Consider the following 22,060-nt stretch of genomic DNA (forward strand, 5'->3'; position numbering starts at 1 on the left):
TTCTATACTCAATTTTCGTGTGTAATTTAGGCTGTTGTATCATTTATTCTTAAACTACGATGTTAGTTCCTCACTGAATATTCACTTCTTCAGGAAGCAGTTTTTAAGTGAATGTTTAAGTTAACTAAGTCTTTTCTTGCCGCTTCATTTTCCTTCGTTCGTTTGTATACCTTTCTGGGTTTATCGATGTTAATACTATTTTTAGCATTGGGAACGGCGTTATTCTTTTTCTTCTTACTAAAAACAAAAGCATCCGTGTAGATCTCTTTCGTTTCTGTTTCCAACGCTAAGCTTCGTCTTTCTTGCTTTGAGTAATCAGTATAGTTTTCTGGATATTGTTCAATCTCAGCATTAAGACTTCTGGCATTACTTAAATGCTCTTTACGTTTCTCATCAAGTTGATGACTCATACCCTTAGCGAAAATATTTGAGTTGATATACAGATGTCCATGATGCTCAACGAGTATTCCTTTCTGTTTTAGCTTTTTAAAGATGTTTGACATATTACCTGACGCGATATTCAACGCTTTACAGAGTGAAGACTGTGAAAGGTTGATAAGATTTCCGAACTCCATGTATTCTAAAATATAAGTTAATACGCGGAATTCATTCTTAGATATATCTAAATCAGAAAGAATACGAAAGTTGGAAGTGAAAGCAAAAACATAAGGCTGTGCAAATGAGATTGCTTTATCTTCTTCTGTTGCAATAACGGTAGTTGATTTTATATCTTTGTTTTGCAGTAAGTGTCTTGCGATATCAATCTTTTGTTCAGTGTTTAATGTTTCAAATAAACGAAGTAGTTCAGTGTCATTAGTATTCATATTATTCTCTCTTATAGTTTTTATTATGTTATTTTTAATACTATGCAGAAAAATAAAAGTCAATAGTTAAACTATAAATAAAATAGAACTTTTATTATTATGCTATTGCTATATGTTAAAAAACCTATGTTCAAACATAGATCTTGCTATGTCCGAACATAGGACGGATCTATGTGCGCACATAGGTATTTACTATGTTTGAACATAGCAAAAAGAGGTGTGAAACCTTGATTTTATTGGGCTGGGACCGTGCTTATAATTAAATAATTAGTAAGAAGTTAAGAGAGTCTAGCTTTCCTTTTTTCTTATTTACAGAGAGTTTAGGTAGAAATATGTGGTTTTCATGATGATTATATTCAGCGATGTGATTGTTTCGTACAATCACGAAGCGCTGCTTTCTGTTGCTAAATTAATAATCATAGTATTGTCATTAAGAATTAAATTTCCTTTTAACTTTATTAGCGGCTGTCGCCGCTATCTTTTCTGGATAAATCCATCACTAACAGGGCAAGCCCTGTTCCAGCAATGTGATTGTTTTGGACAATCACTAAGTGCTGCTTCTTTGAATATAGTTTTCCTATACGTTTAAGAGCAAATGCTATATGTTATCGCGGTAATGCTGTGTGCAGATATAGGATCAATTTTGTTATTTTATGATGAAATAATCTGAAAAAGATCGTCCCTCCATATACTATCAATATTGAAAAGTAACTTCATCGAGATAAAAACACATATTTCAGAGTTAAGGCGTAGCCGTGCTCATGAAAACAGGTTCATCGTTTTCGATGGAACATGAGCGTTAGCTCATAATATAAATATATTTTCAAAAGAAGATGGAAATAAAAAAAGGAAAATGTTATCACGAAAAAGTTAATTTTTTTGCTGGAATTGATGAATAACATTAAAATCAAGAGGCATATTATTATGCCAATAAGCTCTTACTATTTATGGCTTGTGACCTTAAATATGTTAACGGAATAAAGAAATAATTAAAAGGCACATCGCAACGATAAAATTTATTTCTTCGAATGATGCTTGATTATTTCCTCAATTGAATCAAAAATTTTGATGAAATTTTTAAAGTCAATAGTGTCTTTGTTTTTTAGAACAACGTGTTTGGCAAAATATTCTTTACCATATTCATTTGGCTTACAGTCTTTATTGGTATTGTTAAATACTTTACCATTCAATGTAGTGGCTAGTGTTTTAGTATCAAATAAATCTTCCAGCGAAGAGTCTTGACCATCTTTTAAAGGTGTGAATATAACATAAAGGTTTTTTGTAACCCATAACCAATCTACCTTTCTTATATCCTCACGACTTAACTTTATATTAGGAAAAACATTCGACAAGAGCAATGAAAAAATACCCCCGCTTCCAGTGGAACCGCTATCATTATCCAATATAATTATAACGGGGTTAACACCACCATCTGCCTTATACTTCTCTATATTCCGGTCATAATCTTTTATGAAATTTTTGATATGTGAACTGCCATCTTCCAATTTCAGCAAAAATTTTGTTTTTGCATTTTTAATAAAAAATGAAAATTTATAATCATTAATCTCGCCTTTATATGATTTCTTTTTTTCAATAAGAGAAGGATATTTTTTGCACAGTGCGTTTAATGCCACTCTTAAGTAGGTTATATCAGTCTTACCTTCTGTAATAATCGTTGGTTTTGTATTGAAATGAAATCTAGTAAAATAAATGAAATCAGCAAGTAATCTTTCTCGCTTATTAGGCGTATGTTTTGAATTATTGGGAAGGTTGTTATTATACTTATCGATTGAATCAACAAATCCAAGCATGCCTTGAATTTCATTTATTGTTCCAAATCGGGGTTCTCTTGTCTTTTTGTCTATAAGAGTGTATTCTCCGCTAAGAAATAGTTTATGAACCATAGATCTAACTCTACGTGAATATTTATCATCAACTGAAATCTTAGAATTTACAGTTAACCCAGTAACCTCTTGTCTTAGTGTATTAAAGCGTAGGCGAGTCTTATCATTGTTTATACTAAACCCAGCCCTTAGTATTTCTTTAATAAATCCATTATTTAGATTAATCTCTTTGTCACTGTGGTTTGATACAATGGCCTTTGGAAATTTCTTCTTGTTTGTTGATATGGTTATATCATCAGCGTATCGACTATAAGTACATCCATTTTTCTTACAGATATTGTTAAGTCGCTGATCAAGTGATTGTAAAATTAAATTTGAAATTACTGGTGAGCAAGGGCTTCCCTGAGGGAGTTTGTTTTTATAACAAGCTATCTTAGCTATAAGATTGGCAATATTACTATGGAGTTCAAAAAACTTGTTTTTGATGAAATAGCCACTTACTCTCCCATAATTAAATTGATCAAAGAAATTTGAAAGATCAATATTCAGAACCCATTTTTTTGATTTATGTCTCTCAGCATTAGTTATTATATTTTTACCAAGTTCAAAACCATGAGATAATTTATTATTGGATTTGTTCTCATTTCGTATAGTGGTAAGACAATCTAAAAGCAAATCAGAAATTTTTCTTTGAATCTCTTTCAACTCTTCGTCAGGAGCCGAAATAACTCTTTGGGTTTTATTTTTTTTTAATATGGTAAAGTCGGTATAGAGTTTTTCGGTGTCTCTCATATAGACAACTCTAGTTAGAAATACCGGATCTAATTCTAATAACCGAGCGAAGTCTGGTTTACTGAAGCAAAGCTTCAAGCGTGCAAGCTGAGTTGTCATCGTCTCTCCTTGAATAGCGGTGCGCGGGCACTCCTATGCATTTAACCGTTGACCGCAAGATACGCTATGAGAATCATAGCAGGCGAGAACTTGTAACATTGAAAATAAAAGATTGCGAAACACAACCTAAAAATCTGCCTGCGCACCTCTAATTAATATCCCATGATGTAAATCACTTTGCAATTTTTTTTCATTAAATTGCTCTAAATTTATTGTCGCAACTATTCTAAATAGCTTCACGTAATAGCACTACATTTGGAAGTGCGCGCCCTTCCGTCCGCGTTGGCCTCGTTCGATGCGTAGTGAAGCATCAATGTGCGAAGCTATTTAGTTGTGAATTATACGAAATTGAAACCATTTGTCATGTTGACAAGTAGTCATGGCAAGATTAATCCAACATTCCGCGCGAAACCTTACTTGCTGTCTGGCTGAAATTATATCGGTCAACAACATTCCCCTTGAACCAGATCTCAAGGGAGTTCATATGCGTTGTGTTGCTGTTTTTCAGCAGGGCCAGACCGGGGATGTAGTTCGAGATCTGGCTTTCGCCTGACATGCTGGAGTAAGATCACATTTCCTGACCGTCATTGGTAGCTCGTGTTTGTGGTTCTCCGAATGCGTTAATAACATCTTGCTGGGTAGTTTTCTCTTTAACTATTTTGGTTTTTACGGTTTGTTGCGATTCGTCTTTCAGGGATTTGTTGCCATAGGTGGTGCAAGCGGCAAGAGGTAGGATCACCAACGCAGCAATAAACAGTTTTCTCATGTTAACTCCATATAAATAGTAAACGTAAAAATAGGCGCAAAGAATCCGGGGCCAGTGTTGTGCCGCATCTAGCTATTAAAGTTTGTGTTAATTAATAGTGAAGAAAGCCGCTTATCAGAAGCCTGTGAGTTTTTTTTATCTAATCAGCTACCGGCATCCTTCATTGTTGTTTTCCCTGATGTTGCATTAATAAAGGCCAAGGAAGGGCCATAGGGCAGTGCTGGCTGTTAGTCATTAGATTTGACGTTCTATACCCATAAACCTACCCACAAACGGTCCAGTGATCCTTCTGTCTGTTCACTTTATCCAGTAACGATTCATCTAGCAAGAAAATGATCGGTATCACAGATCAATTTGCTATCATTGATAGTTTATAGCGATTGATGATGCTATATCGATCGGTGCTTTAATTGATTTAATCGATCGAATAATTAAATATGATAGTCAATAGTTATCGTTATTTTGATTTTGATCGTTACAAACGATATGACGGCCCACAAAAATAATTGAATCCTATCAATTGGTTAATCAGGTGGTTTTGTTGCGTTATGCCTGTAAGAACAAGCTTTAACGACTACAGGTGCGCAGCAGACTACCTCTACATAACAGCATTGTTGATTATCAGGATGGAAAGGAAGATGAAGAATATTTTGCTCGTTGCTGGTGCTGCTCTCGTTTTGGCAGGATGTGGAGAGAAAGGAGACTTTGAAAAGGCTATCAACGCGAAAATTTCAAAATCAAAGGTGTGCTACTCACTGCAAAACAATGATTTTGCATTTAACAAAGGTTTTCCAGTAAAGGTTAATCATGGCTACCGTTCTGCCGGATACAATGCGGGTGATGATATCCTGAAAGGGCTTGTTGAGCAGGGGCTGCTCACTGTTTCACAACAGGCGAATGGTTTTAGCAGTGTTGATGTTCTGGAAGTAACAGACAAAGGCCAAGAGGTTGAGTTTTGGGACCGTGAGGAAGGTGCCTGTGTCGGTCATCAAGAAGTTTCTGAGATAAAGGACTGGACCGAACCGGGAAACGGTAATCAGAAAGTTGTTCGAGTGTCCTATACATGGAAGCTGGATGGCGTTCCGGGCTGGGTTGATAAAAATGCTTTCTCCAGCGTCAAAGGTATGAATGAAACTGAAGAGAGAATAATTAATCTTGTTAAAACCAGCAATGGCTGGAAAGCGATTTAAGGGGGCTATCATGGAAAACAATACAATCCAGTGTCCGTTTTGCCTGAAAGAAAGCCAGCGGGGTGTTCATGTCTGCACCGGCTGCATGGCGACTGTTTTATATGGAGCCTACCCCCGCTGGTATGCTGTTGTGGTTATCTTACTTACATTCGGCCTGTCTATTCTGATCGGAATGTCTACAGGCATGGCGGGAGCTACTATCAGCCTACCGATAATTGCTGCTATTGGGTTTGTCGCTGGTAAGGCAATTTTCTCTGATAATGTTGTGTTCAGACGAAGAATGTAGTTTTACTACTATTAGTTAACCTGAACCACGTCTGGTTATACAGACGTGGTTTAAATTTGAATTTGAAAACTCATAATTTAATAATGCTTTTTTAATTACCTCTACGATTAAATATATCATCAATTAAACTATTTTCATTACTGTTTGTTAATGTTAAAGATTCTTGAAATGGATGCCCAATCATCACTTCTGTGCTTTGAAGTTTAATATTATTGTCTTTGTTTATAGCATCTTTAAGGTATTTCCATGTTGTATATGAAATTATATCACTTACAAATGTCAAAGCACTATTTTCAGTTTCTATACTGATGTTTATATCTTCTAATGTATCAAACGCAGGCTCTTTATTCCCAGACTCATCTTCTTTCATTACAGTAACTTCGCCACGAAGAAATCTTAAAGGGTATGCTATATCTTTTTTGAATTTATTTATAGTGACGGTTTCAATATGATCACTAATACATTTAAGAGAAAAGGAATTTATTTTTCTAGATATGGCGAGTTTAATTCCATTTATGAGGAATTTTGTCATTAAATGCTCAAATAGAGTGCTGTGTAATAGCTCTTTATTTTTAGAGTATTTATCAGGTGAACCATTGAATCGATGGTATCCTTTAACGTAGAACGCAGAATATGACCATTTTATTTTGTAAATTTTAAGGAGATTTTTTACCCTTAGTATTGCTCTCTCTTTATCATCTTTATTTAATTCTGTCATATGAAGTTTCCCTTCACTAACAAAGTCATTGAAACTTTCATTGATTATATATCTCATTCTAGATAAATCATTTTCATCTAATAAGAAGCCCGCCATGATTCCGAAATCACCAATGTAATGCTCTGTATTTTTTGCATAACCTTTCGCTCCGGATTCATCTATTATAATTACATGTTTCAACATCACTTAACTCCTTGTGTTTCTTTGCGTTTTTAAAAAAAACCAAAATTATTCTATACCGATTGTTAATTATTTAAAATACTATGTTGCGATTTTTTATTTGGCTGTTTGATATAAATTTCACACATAACATGAACTGTTCAGTTGATGTTTATTAAGCTAAATAGCTACGCGGAATAGTGCTCCACTTTCGACCGTCTCTTGCAAGTAAAGCATCAGGGCTGTGTCCACTACCTAACAGTGCTTAATCGGGCTTGAGATGTGTTGCCCATACACAACATCAGTAAACGGCAGGTGTAGTGGTATTAGGTGCAGCTATTTAGCTATAAGGATTTTAGATGCTATTTCACTCGAATTCTACTCGTATCAAACTTTGGCCCAGATGATTTTTTTCTGGTCGCCGGAATAGGTCTGTAGTCGAGATCGCTATCAAGTTGGGCTGGTTTAACCGCACGGCTTGGAAAACGCCTTATCTCCTCCTTGGTTGGCTTATAATCATCACTGTTGAACCTTGCGCGTCTCTCATGTTCAGCGCGTGGAACATAGATCCCCAGTACCTCATCAAACACGTAGTTTTCGGCAATACGTTTATCGTGCTCAACATCAGAGGCAACGGGCTTCTTCTTGGCCCAGACGAATTTCTCCCTTATATATTCAACCACCAGTAGGGTGAAACGCTTGAACAAACCATCTTGACGAGGTTTAACCTGCTTTCTCTTACTTTTAACAGGAGCGCGTTTAACCGCTCTGGCCGTTGTAGAGGACGGGGTTTTCAGTGTAGTGCGTGTATGAGGTGTAGGGGCAACCAGAACAGGCTGTTGCTCTTCGGATGATGACGACTGCGAACCTGTTTCAGGCAATACGATTTCAACAGGCTCAGGCATTTCTGATACGGTAAAGCTTTTAAGGTCAACAACGATCTGCAGATCTAAATCTTTGAAGGTGTTGTATGTGGCCTGAGCTTCTTGTTTCATCTCATCACGAACAGCCTGTTCAGCAGCACGATTCTCCTGAACGTGCTTACTGTTCCATTTGGCACGATGAACACGCTGCATTGGTGGACGGCTGGTCAATGTTGCCTTGGCAAGCCATAACGCTTTTTCTTCAACATCCAATGTAATAGCAGCGTTTTCGAGTGTTTCAGCGTGTTGAGCATCAATAGAGCGATGATCAATACGTTCATTACTGCCAGCAGCAGTAAGATAGCGATTGGCAATCACTGACCATGATTCGCGCCAAAGGATCACGTTTTTCTTGTCGTTCCAGCTTCTTTCTTTTTTACCGAAGCCATCGGCGGTGATCGATTTTAATGTCAACATCACATGTGCATGAGGATTAGTGCCATCGAGATCGTGAAAGGCGATATCTGCAATCATGCCCTTATCAACGAAAATTTTCTGGCAGTATTCAACAACCAATTTTATTTTATCTTCATTGTTAAGCTCACAGGGAATAGCAACATCAAAATAACGGGCTGTTTGACCATCTTTCTGACGCTCAACCTTTTCTACTTCATTCCATAGGGCGGTAGAGCTTTCAATAATATGGGCGGGTGCGGGAGCAGGTGCTAATATCTGATGATAGAATAAATCTGATCTGTGGCTGAAATCATATGTGTTGCCTGTGCGATCATCTGTTATTTTGCAACGCGCATGGTAGGCAGCCTTCCTACAGGAAGACATGCCCTCAGAACGTTTCACAATTTTAAACTCCAGATGAAATATCGCCATATACTAATTAACCTCAAATATAACCATGCTGCTATTAGTTTTTTGCAAGAAAAACTCTATGTCTTGATCTTGGTTTTGCTTTTAGCTTGCGGCAGGCAACCCCCGGTAGGGCCCACACGCTCACGAAGTGAGTGTATAAGTGGGCATTGTTTTTTCTAGCAATGTAAAAACCGCTTACTTAATTAATACGAAATATATGAATGTCTGTAAAACCAGAACAGAACAAAACGCCAAATTAAGCGGCGCTATATGGATGAAAGGGCGAAGTATTCCGCTATATTAAACAGAGGGGTTTTGGATGGTTTTATATGTAGTTTTCCCTGTTGCACAATTCACAGCTTAAGATGGAAAATTAGAGTGAAAAACTAACAGGTAAAATTAAAAACACTAACGAAAAAAATTAAGTAACGTGGTGAGCATTAGACGAAATAGTTAGTAGTTACTATTGTGTAGTGTTGCTTAATTTAATTTTCCGCCATGATTTTTGCATTTCATTCAACTGGTCAGACCGTCACATCCTTATAGTATGAATATTCTGATACTCTTAAGCTCTCACATATAAATGCTTAATCTACTTAATCGCTCATATATAATCGATTAAGTTAATTATATAGTGGCTAATAACTGAGCTTGCCAACGTAAGTGATATAGGTTAAATAAAATAAAACGTGAAAAGGAGTATGATATGAAGTTAGATGAGTTGGATGAGACAGCATTAATTTTAATTGGCATTAATGCTGCGGCATGAGCTTTAAATACCAGTCTTATGATTTTTTGTTTTATAAAATATAATTAGTTTCCTGTGTTGATAATTATTCAAAATATGGTAAAGGATAATTTATAACAAACGCAAGGAGGTTTAATGTATAAAAATAATGATGAAGCCATTGATTGGGAAGCCAAGCGACTTCTTGATGATGGCATCTATACCGATACAGAACAAGCCTATTTAGAAGCAGAAAAAATAGTAGTTAACATAAGGGATAAAGCAAGGCAGCGCCAGATAAAGCAACAGTTCAAGATGAAAATAAAATCAATCAAGAAACAGATTGGTAATAGTTATGACTATGCTGACATCCCTTATTTCAACAAGAAAAAATATTGGGGAGATGAATAATGACAACAAAGACGATTAAACAACAAATAGCTTCAGCACAGGAACGCCTATACTTCTTGGAAGCTAAAAAGAAACAACAAACGAAAAAAGAAAATACCCGTCAGAAAATTATTTTCGGTGCAGAGGTTGCCAAAGTTTTAGGATGTGATATTGGTTATGTAGATAAGGAACTGGTCTTTGGGATTCTGCTTGATATCCCGAATCTTCATGAAAATGATGTTGATGCCTACAGAGCACAAGGCCAAGCCTATATCGAAAGTGTTTTAAATAAATCTAAGTCCTAATCATGTTTTTCACGTCCGAACGGTGAACCGGCCTAAAACTTGCTTCAATGACTGAAGCCTGCAGAAATGGTGGAAACAACAATACGCTTGTTCTGACATCTTTATAAATTAAATGATGGCTAATCTGTTTTTAATGAGTATCAGTAAAAATAATAAATGAAAAAACAAGACTGTTTATTATCTGAATTTGTACCAGTTTTTTGGGTATTCTGTCTTTTTTGAGCTATCATCACTCAACTAGACAGATTAAAAAGCTGAACCAAGGTATATCTGAATGAGAAGCGGGCGTTAAAGCCCGCTGTATTTACTCGTTTAATTTTTCATCGGTATCTATAAGTAAAATTCGCCTTGGATAAAATCCCAACTCGTGATCGTAATACTCACTGGGCATTTGTTTGAAAGAACTTAGGTGGCCCATTTCACTAATCCACCCCCAAGGATTCTTATAGACCTTTGCTTCTATCTCGAAACGCTGAATATTTATCGTTCCATTCTGCTCAGGTGCAAAAGCTATGTTTGGACACTCGGCAAGACATCGTAGCGGCACTGTTTCAGGGAACTGGTGTATCTTTTCGAACGTTCTCCAGCCTCTATTTTTAAGAGCCGTTTTAATATTTTTTAAGGGAGTGACGGTACAACCAAGCTTTGTTAAATCAAAATCATGTGGGCAATTCCATTCATTTGGACAATTACTAGGATCTAAATGATTGTAAAAAACATATAAAGGAATTGCCTGATTGGCCTGTGCATATTGTTCAAGGATATCATGCTGAAACAATGCACTTGTCCCTACACCAACTTTGTGATTCAAAGAGGTGTAACGATTAGATTTAGCATCAAGTTTTTTCGCTTGGACAGCGTATCGTAAATAGCCTTGGTTGCGATTGCCAATCCACCACTCCCAATCTGTTCCTTTTACACTTTCCACATCTTTAGGTGTTTGAATGATTTTTATTTCAGAAAGATTTTGCGATGCAAGATATAGTAAAATATTATCAGTAAGAGTTTCCTCTCCTTGGGAAATTCCGTATTTCTTTCCATTTCCAATTTTATCCCAGACATCGTCGCAAACAGTGTTCAAGTGATGCTTAAGCATAGACACTCCTTGTTAATTTATTGCCGCGATAGAAGCCTAAATTTAACGGCTGCTAACTGGCTATTATAAATAAAAATAACTGCACTTAAAAATTTTTATTAGCCGAAGGGTTGGTTTTACACTAAGCCTTACAGCTGGTCTTGTTTTGGCAACGTAAACACTACCACGCTTTTTTAGCTCATCTTGTGATCATTGGCAGGCTTCAATTCCCTCCGTATATTTTATAAACAAAAAATTGATGCACAATTTGTTGTGCATTATAATGTATGTAATAAAACACGTTTTAAGGTGATCTATGGAACGCATTCTCGCAGAAAAATCTATCAACATCACCGAGTTAAGAAAGAACCCGGCGAAATATTTTATTGATGAACCGGTTGCCGTTCTTTCCAACAACCGTCCCGCTGGTTACATGGTCAGTGCCAAGGTTTTTGAAGAGCTGCTCGATCTGTTGGAAGAAAAGCAGGGTCGGGTGCATGCTGCTGCGCGTTTCAGGCCAACGGCTGAACGTTTAAGTGATATTGCGGATAGTGGACACAAACTGCTGCAAAACCCCTCTGACAAGGATCTGACCGAGTTCACGGAATGAGTATCAGGATTTTCAAGTCAGCACTGATCCGTCAACAATTAAGCCAACAAGAGCTTGATGATTTAGCAGCGGATTTTCTGTCCTATAAAAAGGATGGCGTGTTGCCAGATACCTTTGGGCGTGATGCGCCTTATGATGATGACCGCACCTATCCCTTGGTAAAAGAAGAGCAGGTGGCCCACATTCATCTTGCCGATGCGGATGCCCCTTTCCCGAAGTTTTTACGTCAGTTCAAACGAACCAGCGATCAGGCGCATTTGGTATACTGCCAAGGTGCGATGGATCCCGATGCCTATCTGCTGATTATCATCCTGAAACCTGAAGCGCATAAAATGGCGCGCAACAATAACTATATGCATAAGATCGGGATGATAGCCGAAGCGTTCAAGATGAAGTATTAAGTTGGTCAAAAAACACTCTGTCATTTAGGGCAGAAAAATATATGGGGGCATCATTGGGGGCATGTAGATAGTTGAAACAGGATATTAGTTAATATTATCAATGTTATATAAATCAGGTTTTGTTCCTATTATCGCACCATCTTTTATAATAAAATCATCTGGTTACCGTTGCATTTTTTTGCTTTTTTTAACACGAATGTGCATTTTTGCGCGTTGTGTGTGTGGCAAAATTGTGGCATATTCAGTTAAATTGTTTGTGGCTCAATGCAAAGGTATGCTAATAGCATGTGTAACCTTGTAGCCCCGCCTGTCTTGTCTTTTGGGCAGTATTGCTACTATGATGGCTTCTGGTTACAGATATTTTCAGTCCAGTTCACTGATTGCACGGATGGGTCGAAAGGATGTTACTACAAAAAAATACATTTAAACACGTTTAGTAGACCATTTGGATATTTGCATTCACTTGACTACCCACTTACATTTTACTACTGTCATCTCTGACAAAATAATGCATCCAATATCCAGCTAAATTGACAGGCGTCTTTGAGCGAGAAGCGGAAGTTCACTAAATCCTGAATCATCAGGAATGGGCGCAGGCCCATAGATCTCTATGCTCGCTTCCAAGGTAGCGTAACCACTCTCTAAAAGAGAATGGCGCGGATTTCAGGGTTACTTACAGTCTATTTAATAAGAAATAAAAGTAGCTTTAATTAACTAAGCAACTATAGATGAAAAGAACAATAATTCTGATACTAATAACCGTTGGTTAACTGGCTGGTTGTGGCGAGAAAACGCCAAAGTGTAGTTGTGATGACGCAAAAAATCTGGTCGTGGATATCGCCAGAAAGACAATCCAGAAAGGTATGACACTGGATAAGGATGTGCATATTTCTGTTGAAAATGTCAGAACAATAAGCCACGAATCAGGCCTTGATGTCTATCAGTGTGCGGCTGATTTAACATTCACAAAACCAGACCTGAAAAATTCTCTACCAATCACCTACCGAATTCAGAAAAATGATGAAGGTAAAGGTCAGTTCTAAATAAACGTATCAGGCTTATAAAAAAGCATGTAATCTACTCACGCCAAACATTGACTTGGCTTGAGACTCATAGCATAAGTACTGAGAGTTATAACTATTTTTATTGCACTGTCAATAAATACATCAACTTCACATTATTATTCATATCATTACTCACAATCAATAAACCGCCGTATTATACTTTATACAGGCATCAAACGATTCCTTGTACATACAACTGTTCAATTTTTTCTTTTACTTTGAATCTGTTTATGAAGAGAAACTCTTTATCTACCTGCGAAATGCTGGGAAAGTTGTTATTAATAAACTTATAAAACTTACGTTCTTGATTGTCTTTTCCATTAACGCCAAGAATGTTTTTATAGATAACCTCAAGTTTTTTTTCATTAATAATCGCGGCGAAAGACTCAATACTTGAAATAGTTGGAGTTAATTCATCGTCAATATGACGAATAAATCTGATAGTAATGGCTATTAGTGTAGAAAAATCTTTTAGCGTAATTCGACCAGAGTCAAAATTATTTAATGTTTCACTAATCGATATTGCTGCATGATTTTCTCTGATGTCCGCCTCATGGTTAATCAAAACTTTCCGATAGTGGGCAGATAAATCAGTGTTACTATCGTGCACTATCTTGTTCCTCCAGCGTATGAGAAGAACAACCATGGGCTCCCAATAAGGCAAAATATTATGAACTTGCTTAGATAATTTTGTAATTTTTTCAACTGCACCATCAGCAGCACAAGCAGTTTGAATAGAACTACTTTGATTCGCGCAATTGCCAATAAATGATATGTAATTTAGAAGAGACTCTTCAACGAAGACAAGTGAAGATTTTATTGCATGTGCCCTGGCACTAAGAGCAGTAGCTTTAGGGTCTCTAGGATTCCAGGAGATTGTAAGTTCGTCGGATTTTGTCACCACGCCATTAGCAACACCATCAAGCCCAACGCAAATTGTATTAAGAAGGAATACTGAATTACCAACTGACTTTAAAAATTGTTTTAAGCCTTCGCTTTCCACAAATAAACCTCAAAAAATGTGATGGTACCGTTGGGGCTCGAACCCAAGATCTCCTGCGATAAAATCTAAGATAATAAGCAGGCGTCTTAACCAACTCGACTACAGTACCAATGAAAAAATATATTTTAAAAATTAATATGTCAACTGTTACGCAGCGAATTTAACAGTTTTTTTTCAACGGGCAATGTCTACATTGTTCATAAGACCGAATAAAATCTTACCCAGCTATAGTGGACACGCGACTAAGTGAGTAAACTCTCAACCAGAGTTAGCTCACATGACAAAATCCGTACCAGTCTGTAAAAAGCCCCGCAAACAATACACGCCGGAATTTCGCGATGAAGCCCTTAAACTCGCTGAACACATCGGCGTTGCCGCTGCCGCACGCGAACTCAGCCTGTATGAGCCGCAGCTCTGTAACTGGCGCAGCAAACAGCAGAGCCAGGCAACGTCTTCTGAACGAGAGAGCGAACAGGCTGCTGAGATTGCCCGCCTCAAGCGGCAACTGGCGCAGCGTGATGAGGAGCTGGCCATTCTCCAAAAGGCCGCGACATACTTCGCGAAGCGCCTGAAATGAAGTATGTCTTTATCCAACAGCATCAGGCTGAATTCAGCATTAAGGCGATGTGACGGGTACTGCGGGTTGCCCGCAGCAGCTGGTATGCCTGGCGTAAACGGCGCACGGTCGTCAGCGCCCATCAGCAGTTCCGGCGTGGCTGCGACAGCGCCGTCCGGGAAGCATTCACCCGCGCAAAGCAGCGTTACGGTGCTCCCCGGCTGGCGGATGAACTTCGTGAGCAGGGGCGGAAGTTTAACGTGAAAACCGTGGCTGCGAGCCTGCGCCGTCAGGGGCCCAGAGCAAAAGCTGCCAGGAAGTTCAGCCCGGTCAGCTACCGTGAGCATGGCCTGCCGGTGTCGGAGAATCTGCTGAAGCAGGATTTCAGCGCCAGCGGCCCGAACCAGAAGTGGTCAGGAGACATCACATAGTTACGTACCGACGAGGGCTGGTTATATCTAACGGTGGTCATCGACCTGTGGTCGCGGGCAGTTATCGGCTGGTCGATGTCATCACGGATGACAGCGCAACTGGCCTGTGATGCGCTGCAAATGGCACTGCACTGTGGCGGCGTAAACGCCCGGAAAATGTCATCGTACAAACAGATCGTGGCGGGCAATACTGTTCAGTGGATTATCAGACTCTGCTAAAGCGGTACAACCTGCGTGGTAGCATGAGTGCAAAGGGGAACTGTTATGACAATGCCTGCGCGGAAAGCTTCTTCCACTCCCTGAATGTGGAATGTATCCATGGCGAGCGCTTTGCCAGCCGGGAAACGATGCGGACGGCGGTGTTTAGTTATATCGAGTGTGATTACAATCGCTGGCGACGCCACAGGGCCTGCGGCGGTCTCAGTCCGGAACAGTTTGAAAACCAGAACCTCGCTTAGAGCCGTGTCCACATTACGCGGGTAGGATCAGTGCAGCATTATGTATCAATGAGCATAACGGGGCCTTGTTTATTTATTACACCGTTTCTGTACTCACTTAAAATGAAGATGGAAGAATGTTGTACTCATCCATGTACTCATTTTTGACAGCGTTGTTACGAGATGAATTGAGACATTGTGAAATGAAAAATCCACGCAGTTGCGTGGATTTTAAAGATATTTGTGATTCTCATGAGATTAATTAAAACCTCATAAGACAACATATTTTATTTAGACGTTAAACAAGAAGTTCATCACGTCGCCATCTTTAACGATGTATTCTTTGCCTTCTGAACGCATTTTTCCGGCTTCTTTCGCGCCTTGCTCGCCCTTATAGGCAATAAAGTCTTCGAACGCGATGGTCTGCGCACGGATAAAGCCCTTCTCGAAGTCGGTATGAATTTTACCGGCTGCCTGTGGCGCGGTGGCACCGACAGGGATAGTCCATGCGCGAACTTCTTTCACGCCAGCGGTGAAATAGGTTTGCAGGTTCAGTAGTGAGTAACCGGCGCGGATCACTCGGTTCAGGCCTGGCTCTTCAATGCCCAACTCGGCCATAAACTCATCACGATCTTCATCTTCCAGCTCGGCGATGTCGGACTCAACGGCGGCGCAGACGGGCACCACAACAGAACCTTCTTTGGCCGCGATTTCGCGCACTTTATCCAGGTAGGGGTTGTTCTCAAAACCGTCTTCGTTGACGTTGGCGATGTACATGGTGGGCTTCAGCGTCAGGAAACTCAGGTAACGCAGGGCGGCCTTGTCTTCTTCCGTTAGATCCAGCGCGCGCAGCATGCCCGCATTTTCTAAATGCGGCAGGCATTTTTCCAGTGCGGCCTGTTCTGCTTTAGCGTCTTTGTCGCCGCCTTTGGCTTTCTTCTGTACGCGCTGCAGAGCACGTTCACAGGTGTCCAGATCCGCCAGCGCCAGCTCGGTGTTGATGGTTTCAATATCATCAGCCGGATCGACTTTGTTATTCACGTGAATGATATTGTCGTTCTCGAAGCAGCGCACCACGTGACCAATCGCTTCGGTCTCACGGATGTTGGTCAGGAACTGGTTGCCCAGGCCTTCACCTTTGGAGGCGCCTTTCACCAGGCCGGCGATATCAACGAATTCCATGGTGGTGGGCACTACGCGCTGCGGCTTAACGATCTCAGACAGTTGATCCAGACGCATGTCTGGCATAGGGACGACGCCAGTGTTGGGTTCAATCGTGCAGAAGGGGAAGTTAGCCGCTTCAATACCCGCTTTAGTCAGCGCGTTAAAAAGAGTGGATTTACCGACATTTGGCAGGCCCACGATACCGCATTTGAATCCCATGGTTTAGTACCCTTTATAGCTGTATGGGCAGAGCCATTAGCAGGCTCCGCCGGAAACGTAAGATAATTTTCGCGCATTATACACAGATTCGCGACAATCTGGGCGATTAGACAGGCTTAAAGGCATGCAGGCGGTTCATCGCCTTGATGCGGTCTTCCTTTAGCCACAGTTCGGTGCAGCGCGCCGCCTCATCAATGGCATCATCAATCAGTTTTTGCTCGCTGGCTGGGGGCTTGCCCAAAACAAAGCCGGTGACCTTATTGCGATCGCCGGGATGGCCGATGCCAATCCGCAGGCGGTGAAAGTTATTGTTGTTGCCGAGCTTGCTGATAATGTCTTTCAGGCCGTTATGCCCGCCATGTCCGCCGCCTTGTTTAAATTTGGCGATGCCAGGGGGAAGGTCCAGTTCATCATGGGCCACCAGGATCTCTTCCGGCGCGATGCGATAGAAGGTCGCCATGGCTGCCACGGCTTTGCCGCTGAGGTTCATAAACGTGGTCGGCACCAGCAAGCGCACGTCTTCACCGGCTAAAGCCAGTCGTGCCGTATAGCCATAAAATTTGGCTTCTTCTTTCAACGACTGATTGTGACGCTCAGCCAGCAAGTCCAGATACCAGGCACCCGCATTGTGGCGCGTGGCGGCATGTTCCGCGCCGGGATTCGCCAGGCCCACAATCAGTTTTATGCTGCTCACAAGGAATATCCTGCTGTAATAACTCAAGGGCGATAGTTTACTGTGCCGCGACGCGGATCACAAAGACCGCGCAGGGGAAATTATTAGTGTCAGTGATTAATTATTTTTCATCTAAATCAATAAACTGGAATAACGTATTGGTCACAAATCATCTGGCCTTTATGTGAGTTAGTGCACAAATTAGCCTGAGGGCATTGCCTACACTACTATCAGTTTAACATTGTGTGCGCTCATCCGACCGCGCATAAAGGAGGTGAAAGATGAAACGTCATCACTCACGCATGGCAGGTAATGCCTTGATGGGAATTGGACTCGTGACCATGCTTCTCGGCATCGGTTTTTCGATTATCAACCAGCTGCCTTCGCTTGATTTACCACAGATGCTGGCTCAGGGCGCGATGTTCGGCATTTTCTTTGGCGCACTGTTATGGCTGGTGGGCGCCTGTATTAGCGGTCGTGAAAAAGTAGAAGATCGCTATTATTGGGTGCGCCATTATGGCGATAAACGCTGTCGCCGCACCCATCATTCGTCACATTAGATTTTCTGACATAACCAGGTAAGGTTCTGTCCGATTTCTGCCCTTGGCTTTGGCGCGATAGAGTGCTTTATCCGCCAGAGCCATCAGTTGACCAAAATCTATTTCGCCGTTATCTGCAGTCGCAAAACCGATACTGACTGAATAGGCGATCTGGCCGGGACGCGAATGCTGAACGGTCTGGCGTACCTGTTCGCACCACACTCGGGCTTGCTCAAAGCTGAGCGGCAGCAGCGCTGCAAACTCCTCACCGCCCAGTCTTGCAAAGCGGCCATCCTGTGGCAGCGTTCCCGAGACCCTGTTACAAAAATCAATTAACACCCGATCCCCTTGCTGGTGCCCGTAGCGGTCATTGATCCCTTTAAAATGATCAAGGTCGAATAACACCACCGTCAGCGCTCTGTTTTGCTTCAGGCAAAACCGGATCATAGCGTCCGCCCCGGAAAACAGTGCACGACGATTCCAGATATTGGTTAGCGGGTCATGAAGCGAGGCGTCCTTAAGTGCATTACGGGTGCGTTCATTCACCATAGCTAATATGGTGACGGTGAAGCCAATCACGAAAAGCATGGATTCCAGAATCACGTAGATCGAAAAGTCAGAACCGCTGATCGCCCCCTGTATGCCAACAGGACGGGTGTTATCCAGAAATAACCGGGCGACGTGAAAAAGCAGGTGAGTCCAGAGCAATAATTGTGCGGGCCAAAAGGTGGTATTCATATCACGGCGTGCCAGCCAGAGCAGATAAATGAGTGCGGCGGTATAGGCGATGCAAAGCAGGCAGAGCACCAAAACACGCAGTGATAAGCTGTAATAAAAGGTCGGAAACAGGCAGAGCAGAGACCACAGTGCCGCCCCTGCTAAGCCGGTCATGCCTGGGGATTTACCACAGAATGTGCGAAAAGCGCTAAATAACCCCCCGTAGGCCAGCATCACTAATACGTTGCTTACGGCCACCGGCAAGAACTGGTCGCCCCTGCTGCGCAAACTGCTGAGAAAAAAGGCAACAAGCGTGAGCACGATGGCGACACAGACATAGCCCAAAATGCGGTCATAGTGAGATCCGACCCAGGCAAAGATCATAATCAGGCTCATAAACCCCAGTACGTAGAGTTCGCAAATAAATAACGTAAAGACGTCGAGGTTCATAGTGGGCGGCGATCGCAATAAAAAGTGCGGGCAAATTACCACTCAACTCAAAAAGGCAAAAGGCCAGATAACATAATTTCAGCGAAAGAGTTTTTCGTAGTGATCGTGACAATAACTGAGGTCACTCATAATGAAAATTTCTGAAAACCAAGCAGCTTTGTCGGAGGGAATAAACAGGAGACAAAAGAAAAGGCCGGGCATAATGCCCGGCCTGCGAAGATTAATGTTCGAACATTGCCGAAATGGACTCTTCGTTACTGATGCGACGAATCGCTTCGGCCAGCATACCTGACAGCGTCAGGGTACGGACGTTTGGCAGCGATTTCATCTCTTCTGATAAAGGAATGGTGTCACAGACGATAACCTGATCGATAACAGATTTACGCAGGTTTTCCACCGCATTGCCAGAGAAGATAGGGTGCGTAGCGTAAGCGAACACGCGCTTGGCACCGCGCTCTTTTAACGCTTCTGCGGCTTTGCACAGTGTGCCGCCGGTGTCGATCATGTCGTCGACCAGCACACAGTCACGGCCCGCAACGTCACCAATGATATGCATGACCTGAGAAACGTTCGCACGCGGGCGACGTTTATCGATGATTGCCATATCGGTGTCGTTCAGCAGTTTGGCAATGGCACGAGCGCGCACTACGCCACCAATGTCCGGAGACACAACAATCGGGTTTTCCAGACCGATTTGTAACATATCTTCCAGCAGAATCGGGCTGCCGAATACGTTATCAACCGGGACGTCAAAGAAGCCCTGGATCTGCTCGGCGTGCAGGTCAACCGTCAGAACACGGTCAACACCGACGCTGGAAAGGAAGTCAGCCACTACTTTAGCCGTAATAGGCACGCGGGCGGAGCGCACGCGGCGGTCCTGGCGGGCATAACCAAAGTAGGGGATAACAGCGGTAATACGACCAGCTGAAGCACGACGCAGCGCGTCGACCATCACGACCAGTTCCATCAAATTATCATTGGTGGGAGCACAGGTGGACTGGATGATGAAAATATCACCACCGCGTACATTTTCATTAATCTGTACGCTTACTTCGCCATCACTGAAACGGCCAACGGCGGCGTCTCCCAGGCTGGTGTAAAGGCGGTTGGCAATACGTTGTGCTAGTTCCGGGGTAGCGTTACCAGCAAAAAGCTTCATATCAGGCACGAGAAGAACCTCAGGCTTTGCGTCCAGAGAATGAACGTCATGACAGTAACCGGCGAATACTGTCGTGAACGTTCACACGGGTATGTGAGTGCGAAACGTGCTGTGTCTGGAACAGGGTGACACAGTCACGCTATCGCTAATCGCCTTGCAGAGTACGCTGTAACGGCGAGACGTTAAGGCCTCGAGCTACAAAACCGCGCACCCATGGTGGGGCAAGTTCCAGCACCTGGCGAGCAGCATGCTCGGTGTCAAATTCAGCAAACACACAAGCACCTGTCCCCGTCAGGCGCGACGGCGCGTATTCTAGCAGCCATGAAACAAGCTCATCAACCTCACGAAAACGTTTTCTTACTACTGATTCGCAATCGTTGACGAACGGAGCCTGTAAAAGTGCTGATAAACTGCGCACGGGCGTGTCACGGGTAAGCGCCGGATCGTTGAAGACCACCGGCGTGGCCACGCTGACGCCTGGATGGGCAACAAGATACCATTTTTCTGCAGGCGATGCTGGAGAAAGCACCTCACCGACGCCTTCGGCAAAGGCGGCATAGCCTTTAACAAAAACCGGGACGTCGGCGCCCAGTTTCACGCCCAGCTCCGCCAGCGCCTCAGGGGAAAAGCCGGTCTGCCACAGGTGGTTTAGCGCAACCAGCACGGTTGCGGCATTCGATGAGCCGCCGCCCAGCCCGCCGCCCATGGGCAAACGCTTTTCAATGGCAATGCGCGCACCGGCCCTGGCAGGCAGGCTGCCGTTTTCACGCGCCGCCGCCTTGAGGCTCTCTGCCGCCCGGACAATCAGGTTTTGCGCATCCGGCACGCCAGGCACCGGCGTTAACAGCCTGATCTCATCGCTCGTGTCGGGCGTGATTGTCAGGCTGTCGCCATAATCAAGAAACTGAAACAGGGTTTGCAGATTATGGTAACCATCAGGCCGACGACCGGTGATGTACAAAAACAGATTCAGTTTTGCCGGAGCAGGCCAGATGGTCATCATTTCAGCGTCCAGTTATCCATACGTAATTTAATACGCTGATCGCCTTCTTTTAACTCCAGGCTGGCCGGAAGCGGTGGATTGACCTTGTTGTCATAGTCAGCAATGGTCACCTGCCAGGTCTGGCCGTCATGCTTGTAGGTCAGGCTGCTTAGCTGGTACTGATCGTTGAGCTGGTAATCGGTCGCATCGCCCGGCAGGCCCATCATCCACTGGCGCAGGTTGGTCAGCGGGATATCCATGCCGGTCAGCTGCGAAATCATCTTCTGCGCATCGTTGCTGACATAACGTTTGCCTTTGTTGTCCACAATCTGCACCACTGAACCCTGAGCATCCAGCTGAAGCTCGGTGCTGCCTAACGGGTTGGTTAACAGCAGGCGATAGCGGTCGGCCGCGGTCTGCTGCCAGTTAAAGCGGGCATAGACTTTTTGTTTATCCGACAGATAGGCGAACGCGCCGCGCGTCTGATACTGGGTCACGTGGCTGACGGCTTGCTGATGCTGTTGCCACTGTGGCGCGGTGACGCTCGGGCCAGGACCTTGTGGTTTATTGATGCTACAGGCAGCCAGCAGAACACTGGCAAGGGGTAAAAGGCGCAACAGGTTGCGTGTAGAAGTCAGCATCAAGTGGTCATCTCCTCGGACACATTTTTAATTGATAACAGGTAACGCTAACCATCCGCGTTTTAACCGTCAATGCTCTTATACGGCAAAAACGCTATGATCGGCTTAA

Annotated in this window: 20 protein-coding genes and 3 pseudogenes; 9 read left to right on the forward strand and 14 right to left on the reverse strand. The window is 42.6% G+C overall.

What is annotated here, in order from left to right:
- Window positions 1–89: 89 nt before the first annotated feature.
- From NYE92_RS02065 to NYE92_RS23235, 3 genes and pseudogenes are all read right to left on the reverse strand, one after another.
- Window positions 90–824 (reverse strand): replication/maintenance protein RepL, encoded by a 735-nt coding sequence (locus NYE92_RS02065; RefSeq protein WP_014606015.1) that lies wholly within the window; start codon window positions 822–824, stop codon window positions 90–92.
- 1,016 nt (window positions 825–1,840) lie between these two features.
- The gene (locus NYE92_RS02070; protein ID WP_019105353.1) at window positions 1,841–3,559 is read right to left on the reverse strand and encodes a retron Ec67 family RNA-directed DNA polymerase/endonuclease; all 1,719 of its coding nucleotides are present in this window, start codon (window positions 3,557–3,559) and stop codon (window positions 1,841–1,843) included.
- A 388-nt stretch (window positions 3,560–3,947) separates the two neighbouring features.
- Window positions 3,948–4,325 (reverse strand): annotated as a pseudogene (locus tag NYE92_RS23235) (hypothetical protein).
- Between the two features lie 638 nt (window positions 4,326–4,963).
- Here NYE92_RS23235 and NYE92_RS02080 point away from each other — a divergent pair.
- Together NYE92_RS02080 and NYE92_RS02085 are read left to right on the forward strand one after the other, a co-directional pair.
- Window positions 4,964–5,515: a DNA-directed RNA polymerase subunit beta gene (locus tag NYE92_RS02080; protein WP_259018448.1), complete on the forward strand. Its 552-nt coding sequence runs from the start codon at window positions 4,964–4,966 to the stop codon at window positions 5,513–5,515.
- 10 nt (window positions 5,516–5,525) lie between these two features.
- Window positions 5,526–5,801 (forward strand): hypothetical protein, encoded by a 276-nt coding sequence (locus NYE92_RS02085; RefSeq protein ID WP_014606012.1) that lies wholly within the window; start codon window positions 5,526–5,528, stop codon window positions 5,799–5,801.
- Between the two features lie 91 nt (window positions 5,802–5,892).
- Here NYE92_RS02085 and NYE92_RS02090 read toward each other — a convergent pair whose 3' ends face one another.
- Together NYE92_RS02090 and mobQ are read right to left on the reverse strand one after the other, a co-directional pair.
- Entirely contained in the window at window positions 5,893–6,702 is an 810-nt protein-coding gene (locus NYE92_RS02090; RefSeq protein ID WP_014606011.1) for a hypothetical protein, read from the reverse strand.
- Between the two features lie 338 nt (window positions 6,703–7,040).
- A complete protein-coding gene (gene mobQ, locus NYE92_RS02095) occupies window positions 7,041–8,429 on the reverse strand; it encodes a MobQ family relaxase (protein ID WP_014606010.1) in 1,389 nt (462 codons plus the stop codon).
- Window positions 8,430–9,291: 862 nt separating this feature from the next.
- Between mobQ and NYE92_RS02100 the strand changes: the two genes are divergently transcribed.
- Together NYE92_RS02100 and NYE92_RS02105 are read left to right on the forward strand one after the other, a co-directional pair.
- Entirely contained in the window at window positions 9,292–9,546 is a 255-nt protein-coding gene (locus NYE92_RS02100) for a hypothetical protein (RefSeq protein WP_014606009.1), read from the forward strand.
- Complete coding sequence (locus tag NYE92_RS02105; protein WP_014606008.1) at window positions 9,546–9,830, forward strand: conjugal transfer protein TraD; 285 nt, start codon at window positions 9,546–9,548, stop codon at window positions 9,828–9,830. Before NYE92_RS02100 ends, NYE92_RS02105 begins: the two co-directional genes overlap by 1 nt.
- A 304-nt stretch (window positions 9,831–10,134) precedes the next feature.
- Here the strand turns inward: NYE92_RS02105 and NYE92_RS02110 are convergent, their stop codons facing one another.
- Window positions 10,135–10,926: a DUF6615 family protein gene (locus NYE92_RS02110; RefSeq protein WP_014606007.1), complete on the reverse strand. Its 792-nt coding sequence runs from the start codon at window positions 10,924–10,926 to the stop codon at window positions 10,135–10,137.
- A 295-nt stretch (window positions 10,927–11,221) separates the two neighbouring features.
- On the opposite strand from NYE92_RS02110, the gene yafN reads away from it, so the two are divergent.
- The 3 genes from yafN to NYE92_RS02125 all read left to right on the forward strand — a co-directional run bounded on the left by yafN (window position 11,222) and on the right by NYE92_RS02125 (window position 12,959).
- Entirely contained in the window at window positions 11,222–11,515 is a 294-nt protein-coding gene (gene yafN, locus NYE92_RS02115) for a type I toxin-antitoxin system antitoxin YafN (RefSeq protein ID WP_014606006.1), read from the forward strand.
- Window positions 11,512–11,916, forward strand: a complete 405-nt coding sequence (locus NYE92_RS02120; protein WP_014606005.1) for a type II toxin-antitoxin system YafO family toxin — start codon at window positions 11,512–11,514, stop codon at window positions 11,914–11,916. The genes yafN and NYE92_RS02120 overlap by 4 nt, the downstream gene beginning before the upstream one ends.
- Window positions 11,917–12,779: 863 nt before the next feature.
- Window positions 12,780–12,959, forward strand: coding sequence for a hypothetical protein (locus NYE92_RS02125; protein ID WP_014606004.1), 180 nt, complete (start codon window positions 12,780–12,782; stop codon window positions 12,957–12,959).
- Window positions 12,960–13,152: 193 nt separating this feature from the next.
- Here NYE92_RS02125 and NYE92_RS02130 read toward each other — a convergent pair whose 3' ends face one another.
- Complete coding sequence (locus NYE92_RS02130; RefSeq protein ID WP_014606003.1) at window positions 13,153–13,983, reverse strand: hypothetical protein; 831 nt, start codon at window positions 13,981–13,983, stop codon at window positions 13,153–13,155.
- 22 nt (window positions 13,984–14,005) lie between these two features.
- Window positions 14,006–14,092 (reverse strand): annotated as a pseudogene (locus tag NYE92_RS02135).
- Window positions 14,093–14,260: 168 nt separating this feature from the next.
- Between NYE92_RS02135 and NYE92_RS02140 the strand changes: the two are divergent.
- Window positions 14,261–15,428: pseudogene (locus tag NYE92_RS02140) on the forward strand (IS3 family transposase).
- A 270-nt stretch (window positions 15,429–15,698) separates the two neighbouring features.
- Here the strand turns inward: NYE92_RS02140 and ychF are convergent.
- Window positions 15,699–16,790, reverse strand: coding sequence for a redox-regulated ATPase YchF (gene ychF, locus NYE92_RS02145; protein WP_259018451.1), 1,092 nt, complete (start codon window positions 16,788–16,790; stop codon window positions 15,699–15,701).
- Window positions 16,791–16,896: 106 nt separating this feature from the next.
- Entirely contained in the window at window positions 16,897–17,484 is a 588-nt protein-coding gene (gene pth, locus NYE92_RS02150; protein ID WP_029568701.1) for an aminoacyl-tRNA hydrolase, read from the reverse strand.
- A gap of 260 nt (window positions 17,485–17,744) precedes the next feature.
- On the opposite strand from pth, the gene ychH reads away from it, so the two are divergent.
- Window positions 17,745–18,023: a stress-induced protein YchH gene (gene ychH, locus NYE92_RS02155; RefSeq protein ID WP_013025519.1), complete on the forward strand. Its 279-nt coding sequence runs from the start codon at window positions 17,745–17,747 to the stop codon at window positions 18,021–18,023.
- Here ychH and NYE92_RS02160 read toward each other — a convergent pair.
- The 4 genes from NYE92_RS02160 to lolB all read right to left on the reverse strand — a co-directional run bounded on the left by NYE92_RS02160 (window position 18,015) and on the right by lolB (window position 21,951).
- The gene (locus tag NYE92_RS02160) at window positions 18,015–19,169 is read right to left on the reverse strand and encodes a GGDEF domain-containing protein (RefSeq protein ID WP_029568702.1); all 1,155 of its coding nucleotides are present in this window, start codon (window positions 19,167–19,169) and stop codon (window positions 18,015–18,017) included. The two genes, ychH and NYE92_RS02160, sit on opposite strands and share 9 nt — an antisense overlap.
- A 220-nt stretch (window positions 19,170–19,389) precedes the next feature.
- The gene (prs, locus tag NYE92_RS02165; RefSeq protein ID WP_006118899.1) at window positions 19,390–20,337 is read right to left on the reverse strand and encodes a ribose-phosphate diphosphokinase; all 948 of its coding nucleotides are present in this window, start codon (window positions 20,335–20,337) and stop codon (window positions 19,390–19,392) included.
- Window positions 20,338–20,473: 136 nt separating this feature from the next.
- Window positions 20,474–21,331 (reverse strand): 4-(cytidine 5'-diphospho)-2-C-methyl-D-erythritol kinase, encoded by an 858-nt coding sequence (ispE, locus tag NYE92_RS02170; RefSeq protein WP_259018455.1) that lies wholly within the window; start codon window positions 21,329–21,331, stop codon window positions 20,474–20,476.
- Complete coding sequence (gene lolB, locus NYE92_RS02175; protein ID WP_014605999.1) at window positions 21,328–21,951, reverse strand: lipoprotein insertase outer membrane protein LolB; 624 nt, start codon at window positions 21,949–21,951, stop codon at window positions 21,328–21,330. Before lolB ends, ispE begins: the two co-directional genes overlap by 4 nt.
- Window positions 21,952–22,060: the final 109 nt, after the last annotated feature.

It is taken from the genome of Pantoea sp. B566 (genome assembly GCF_024793925.1).
Classification (GTDB): Bacteria; Pseudomonadota; Gammaproteobacteria; order Enterobacterales; family Enterobacteriaceae; genus Pantoea; species Pantoea ananatis.

What these genes read in the sequence shown, in the direction of transcription:
- NYE92_RS02065 (WP_014606015.1), bottom strand. Translation starts at nt 824, where the DNA reads ATGAATACTAATGACACTGAACTACTTCGTTTATTTGAAACATTAAAC.
- NYE92_RS02070 (WP_019105353.1), bottom strand. Translation starts at nt 3,559, where the DNA reads ATGACAACTCAGCTTGCACGCTTGAAGCTTTGCTTCAGTAAACCAGAC.
- NYE92_RS02080 (WP_259018448.1), top strand. Translation starts at nt 4,964, where the DNA reads ATGAAGAATATTTTGCTCGTTGCTGGTGCTGCTCTCGTTTTGGCAGGA.
- NYE92_RS02085 (WP_014606012.1), top strand. Translation starts at nt 5,526, where the DNA reads ATGGAAAACAATACAATCCAGTGTCCGTTTTGCCTGAAAGAAAGCCAG.
- NYE92_RS02090 (WP_014606011.1), bottom strand. Translation starts at nt 6,702, where the DNA reads ATGTTGAAACATGTAATTATAATAGATGAATCCGGAGCGAAAGGTTAT.
- mobQ (WP_014606010.1), bottom strand. Translation starts at nt 8,429, where the DNA reads ATGGCGATATTTCATCTGGAGTTTAAAATTGTGAAACGTTCTGAGGGC.
- NYE92_RS02100 (WP_014606009.1), top strand. Translation starts at nt 9,292, where the DNA reads ATGTATAAAAATAATGATGAAGCCATTGATTGGGAAGCCAAGCGACTT.
- NYE92_RS02105 (WP_014606008.1), top strand. Translation starts at nt 9,546, where the DNA reads ATGACAACAAAGACGATTAAACAACAAATAGCTTCAGCACAGGAACGC.
- NYE92_RS02110 (WP_014606007.1), bottom strand. Translation starts at nt 10,926, where the DNA reads ATGCTTAAGCATCACTTGAACACTGTTTGCGACGATGTCTGGGATAAA.
- yafN (WP_014606006.1), top strand. Translation starts at nt 11,222, where the DNA reads ATGGAACGCATTCTCGCAGAAAAATCTATCAACATCACCGAGTTAAGA.
- NYE92_RS02120 (WP_014606005.1), top strand. Translation starts at nt 11,512, where the DNA reads ATGAGTATCAGGATTTTCAAGTCAGCACTGATCCGTCAACAATTAAGC.
- NYE92_RS02125 (WP_014606004.1), top strand. Translation starts at nt 12,780, where the DNA reads ATGACACTGGATAAGGATGTGCATATTTCTGTTGAAAATGTCAGAACA.
- ychF (WP_259018451.1), bottom strand. Translation starts at nt 16,790, where the DNA reads ATGGGATTCAAATGCGGTATCGTGGGCCTGCCAAATGTCGGTAAATCC.
- ychH (WP_013025519.1), top strand. Translation starts at nt 17,745, where the DNA reads ATGAAACGTCATCACTCACGCATGGCAGGTAATGCCTTGATGGGAATT.
- NYE92_RS02160 (WP_029568702.1), bottom strand. Translation starts at nt 19,169, where the DNA reads ATGAACCTCGACGTCTTTACGTTATTTATTTGCGAACTCTACGTACTG.
- ispE (WP_259018455.1), bottom strand. Translation starts at nt 21,331, where the DNA reads ATGATGACCATCTGGCCTGCTCCGGCAAAACTGAATCTGTTTTTGTAC.
- lolB (WP_014605999.1), bottom strand. Translation starts at nt 21,951, where the DNA reads ATGCTGACTTCTACACGCAACCTGTTGCGCCTTTTACCCCTTGCCAGT.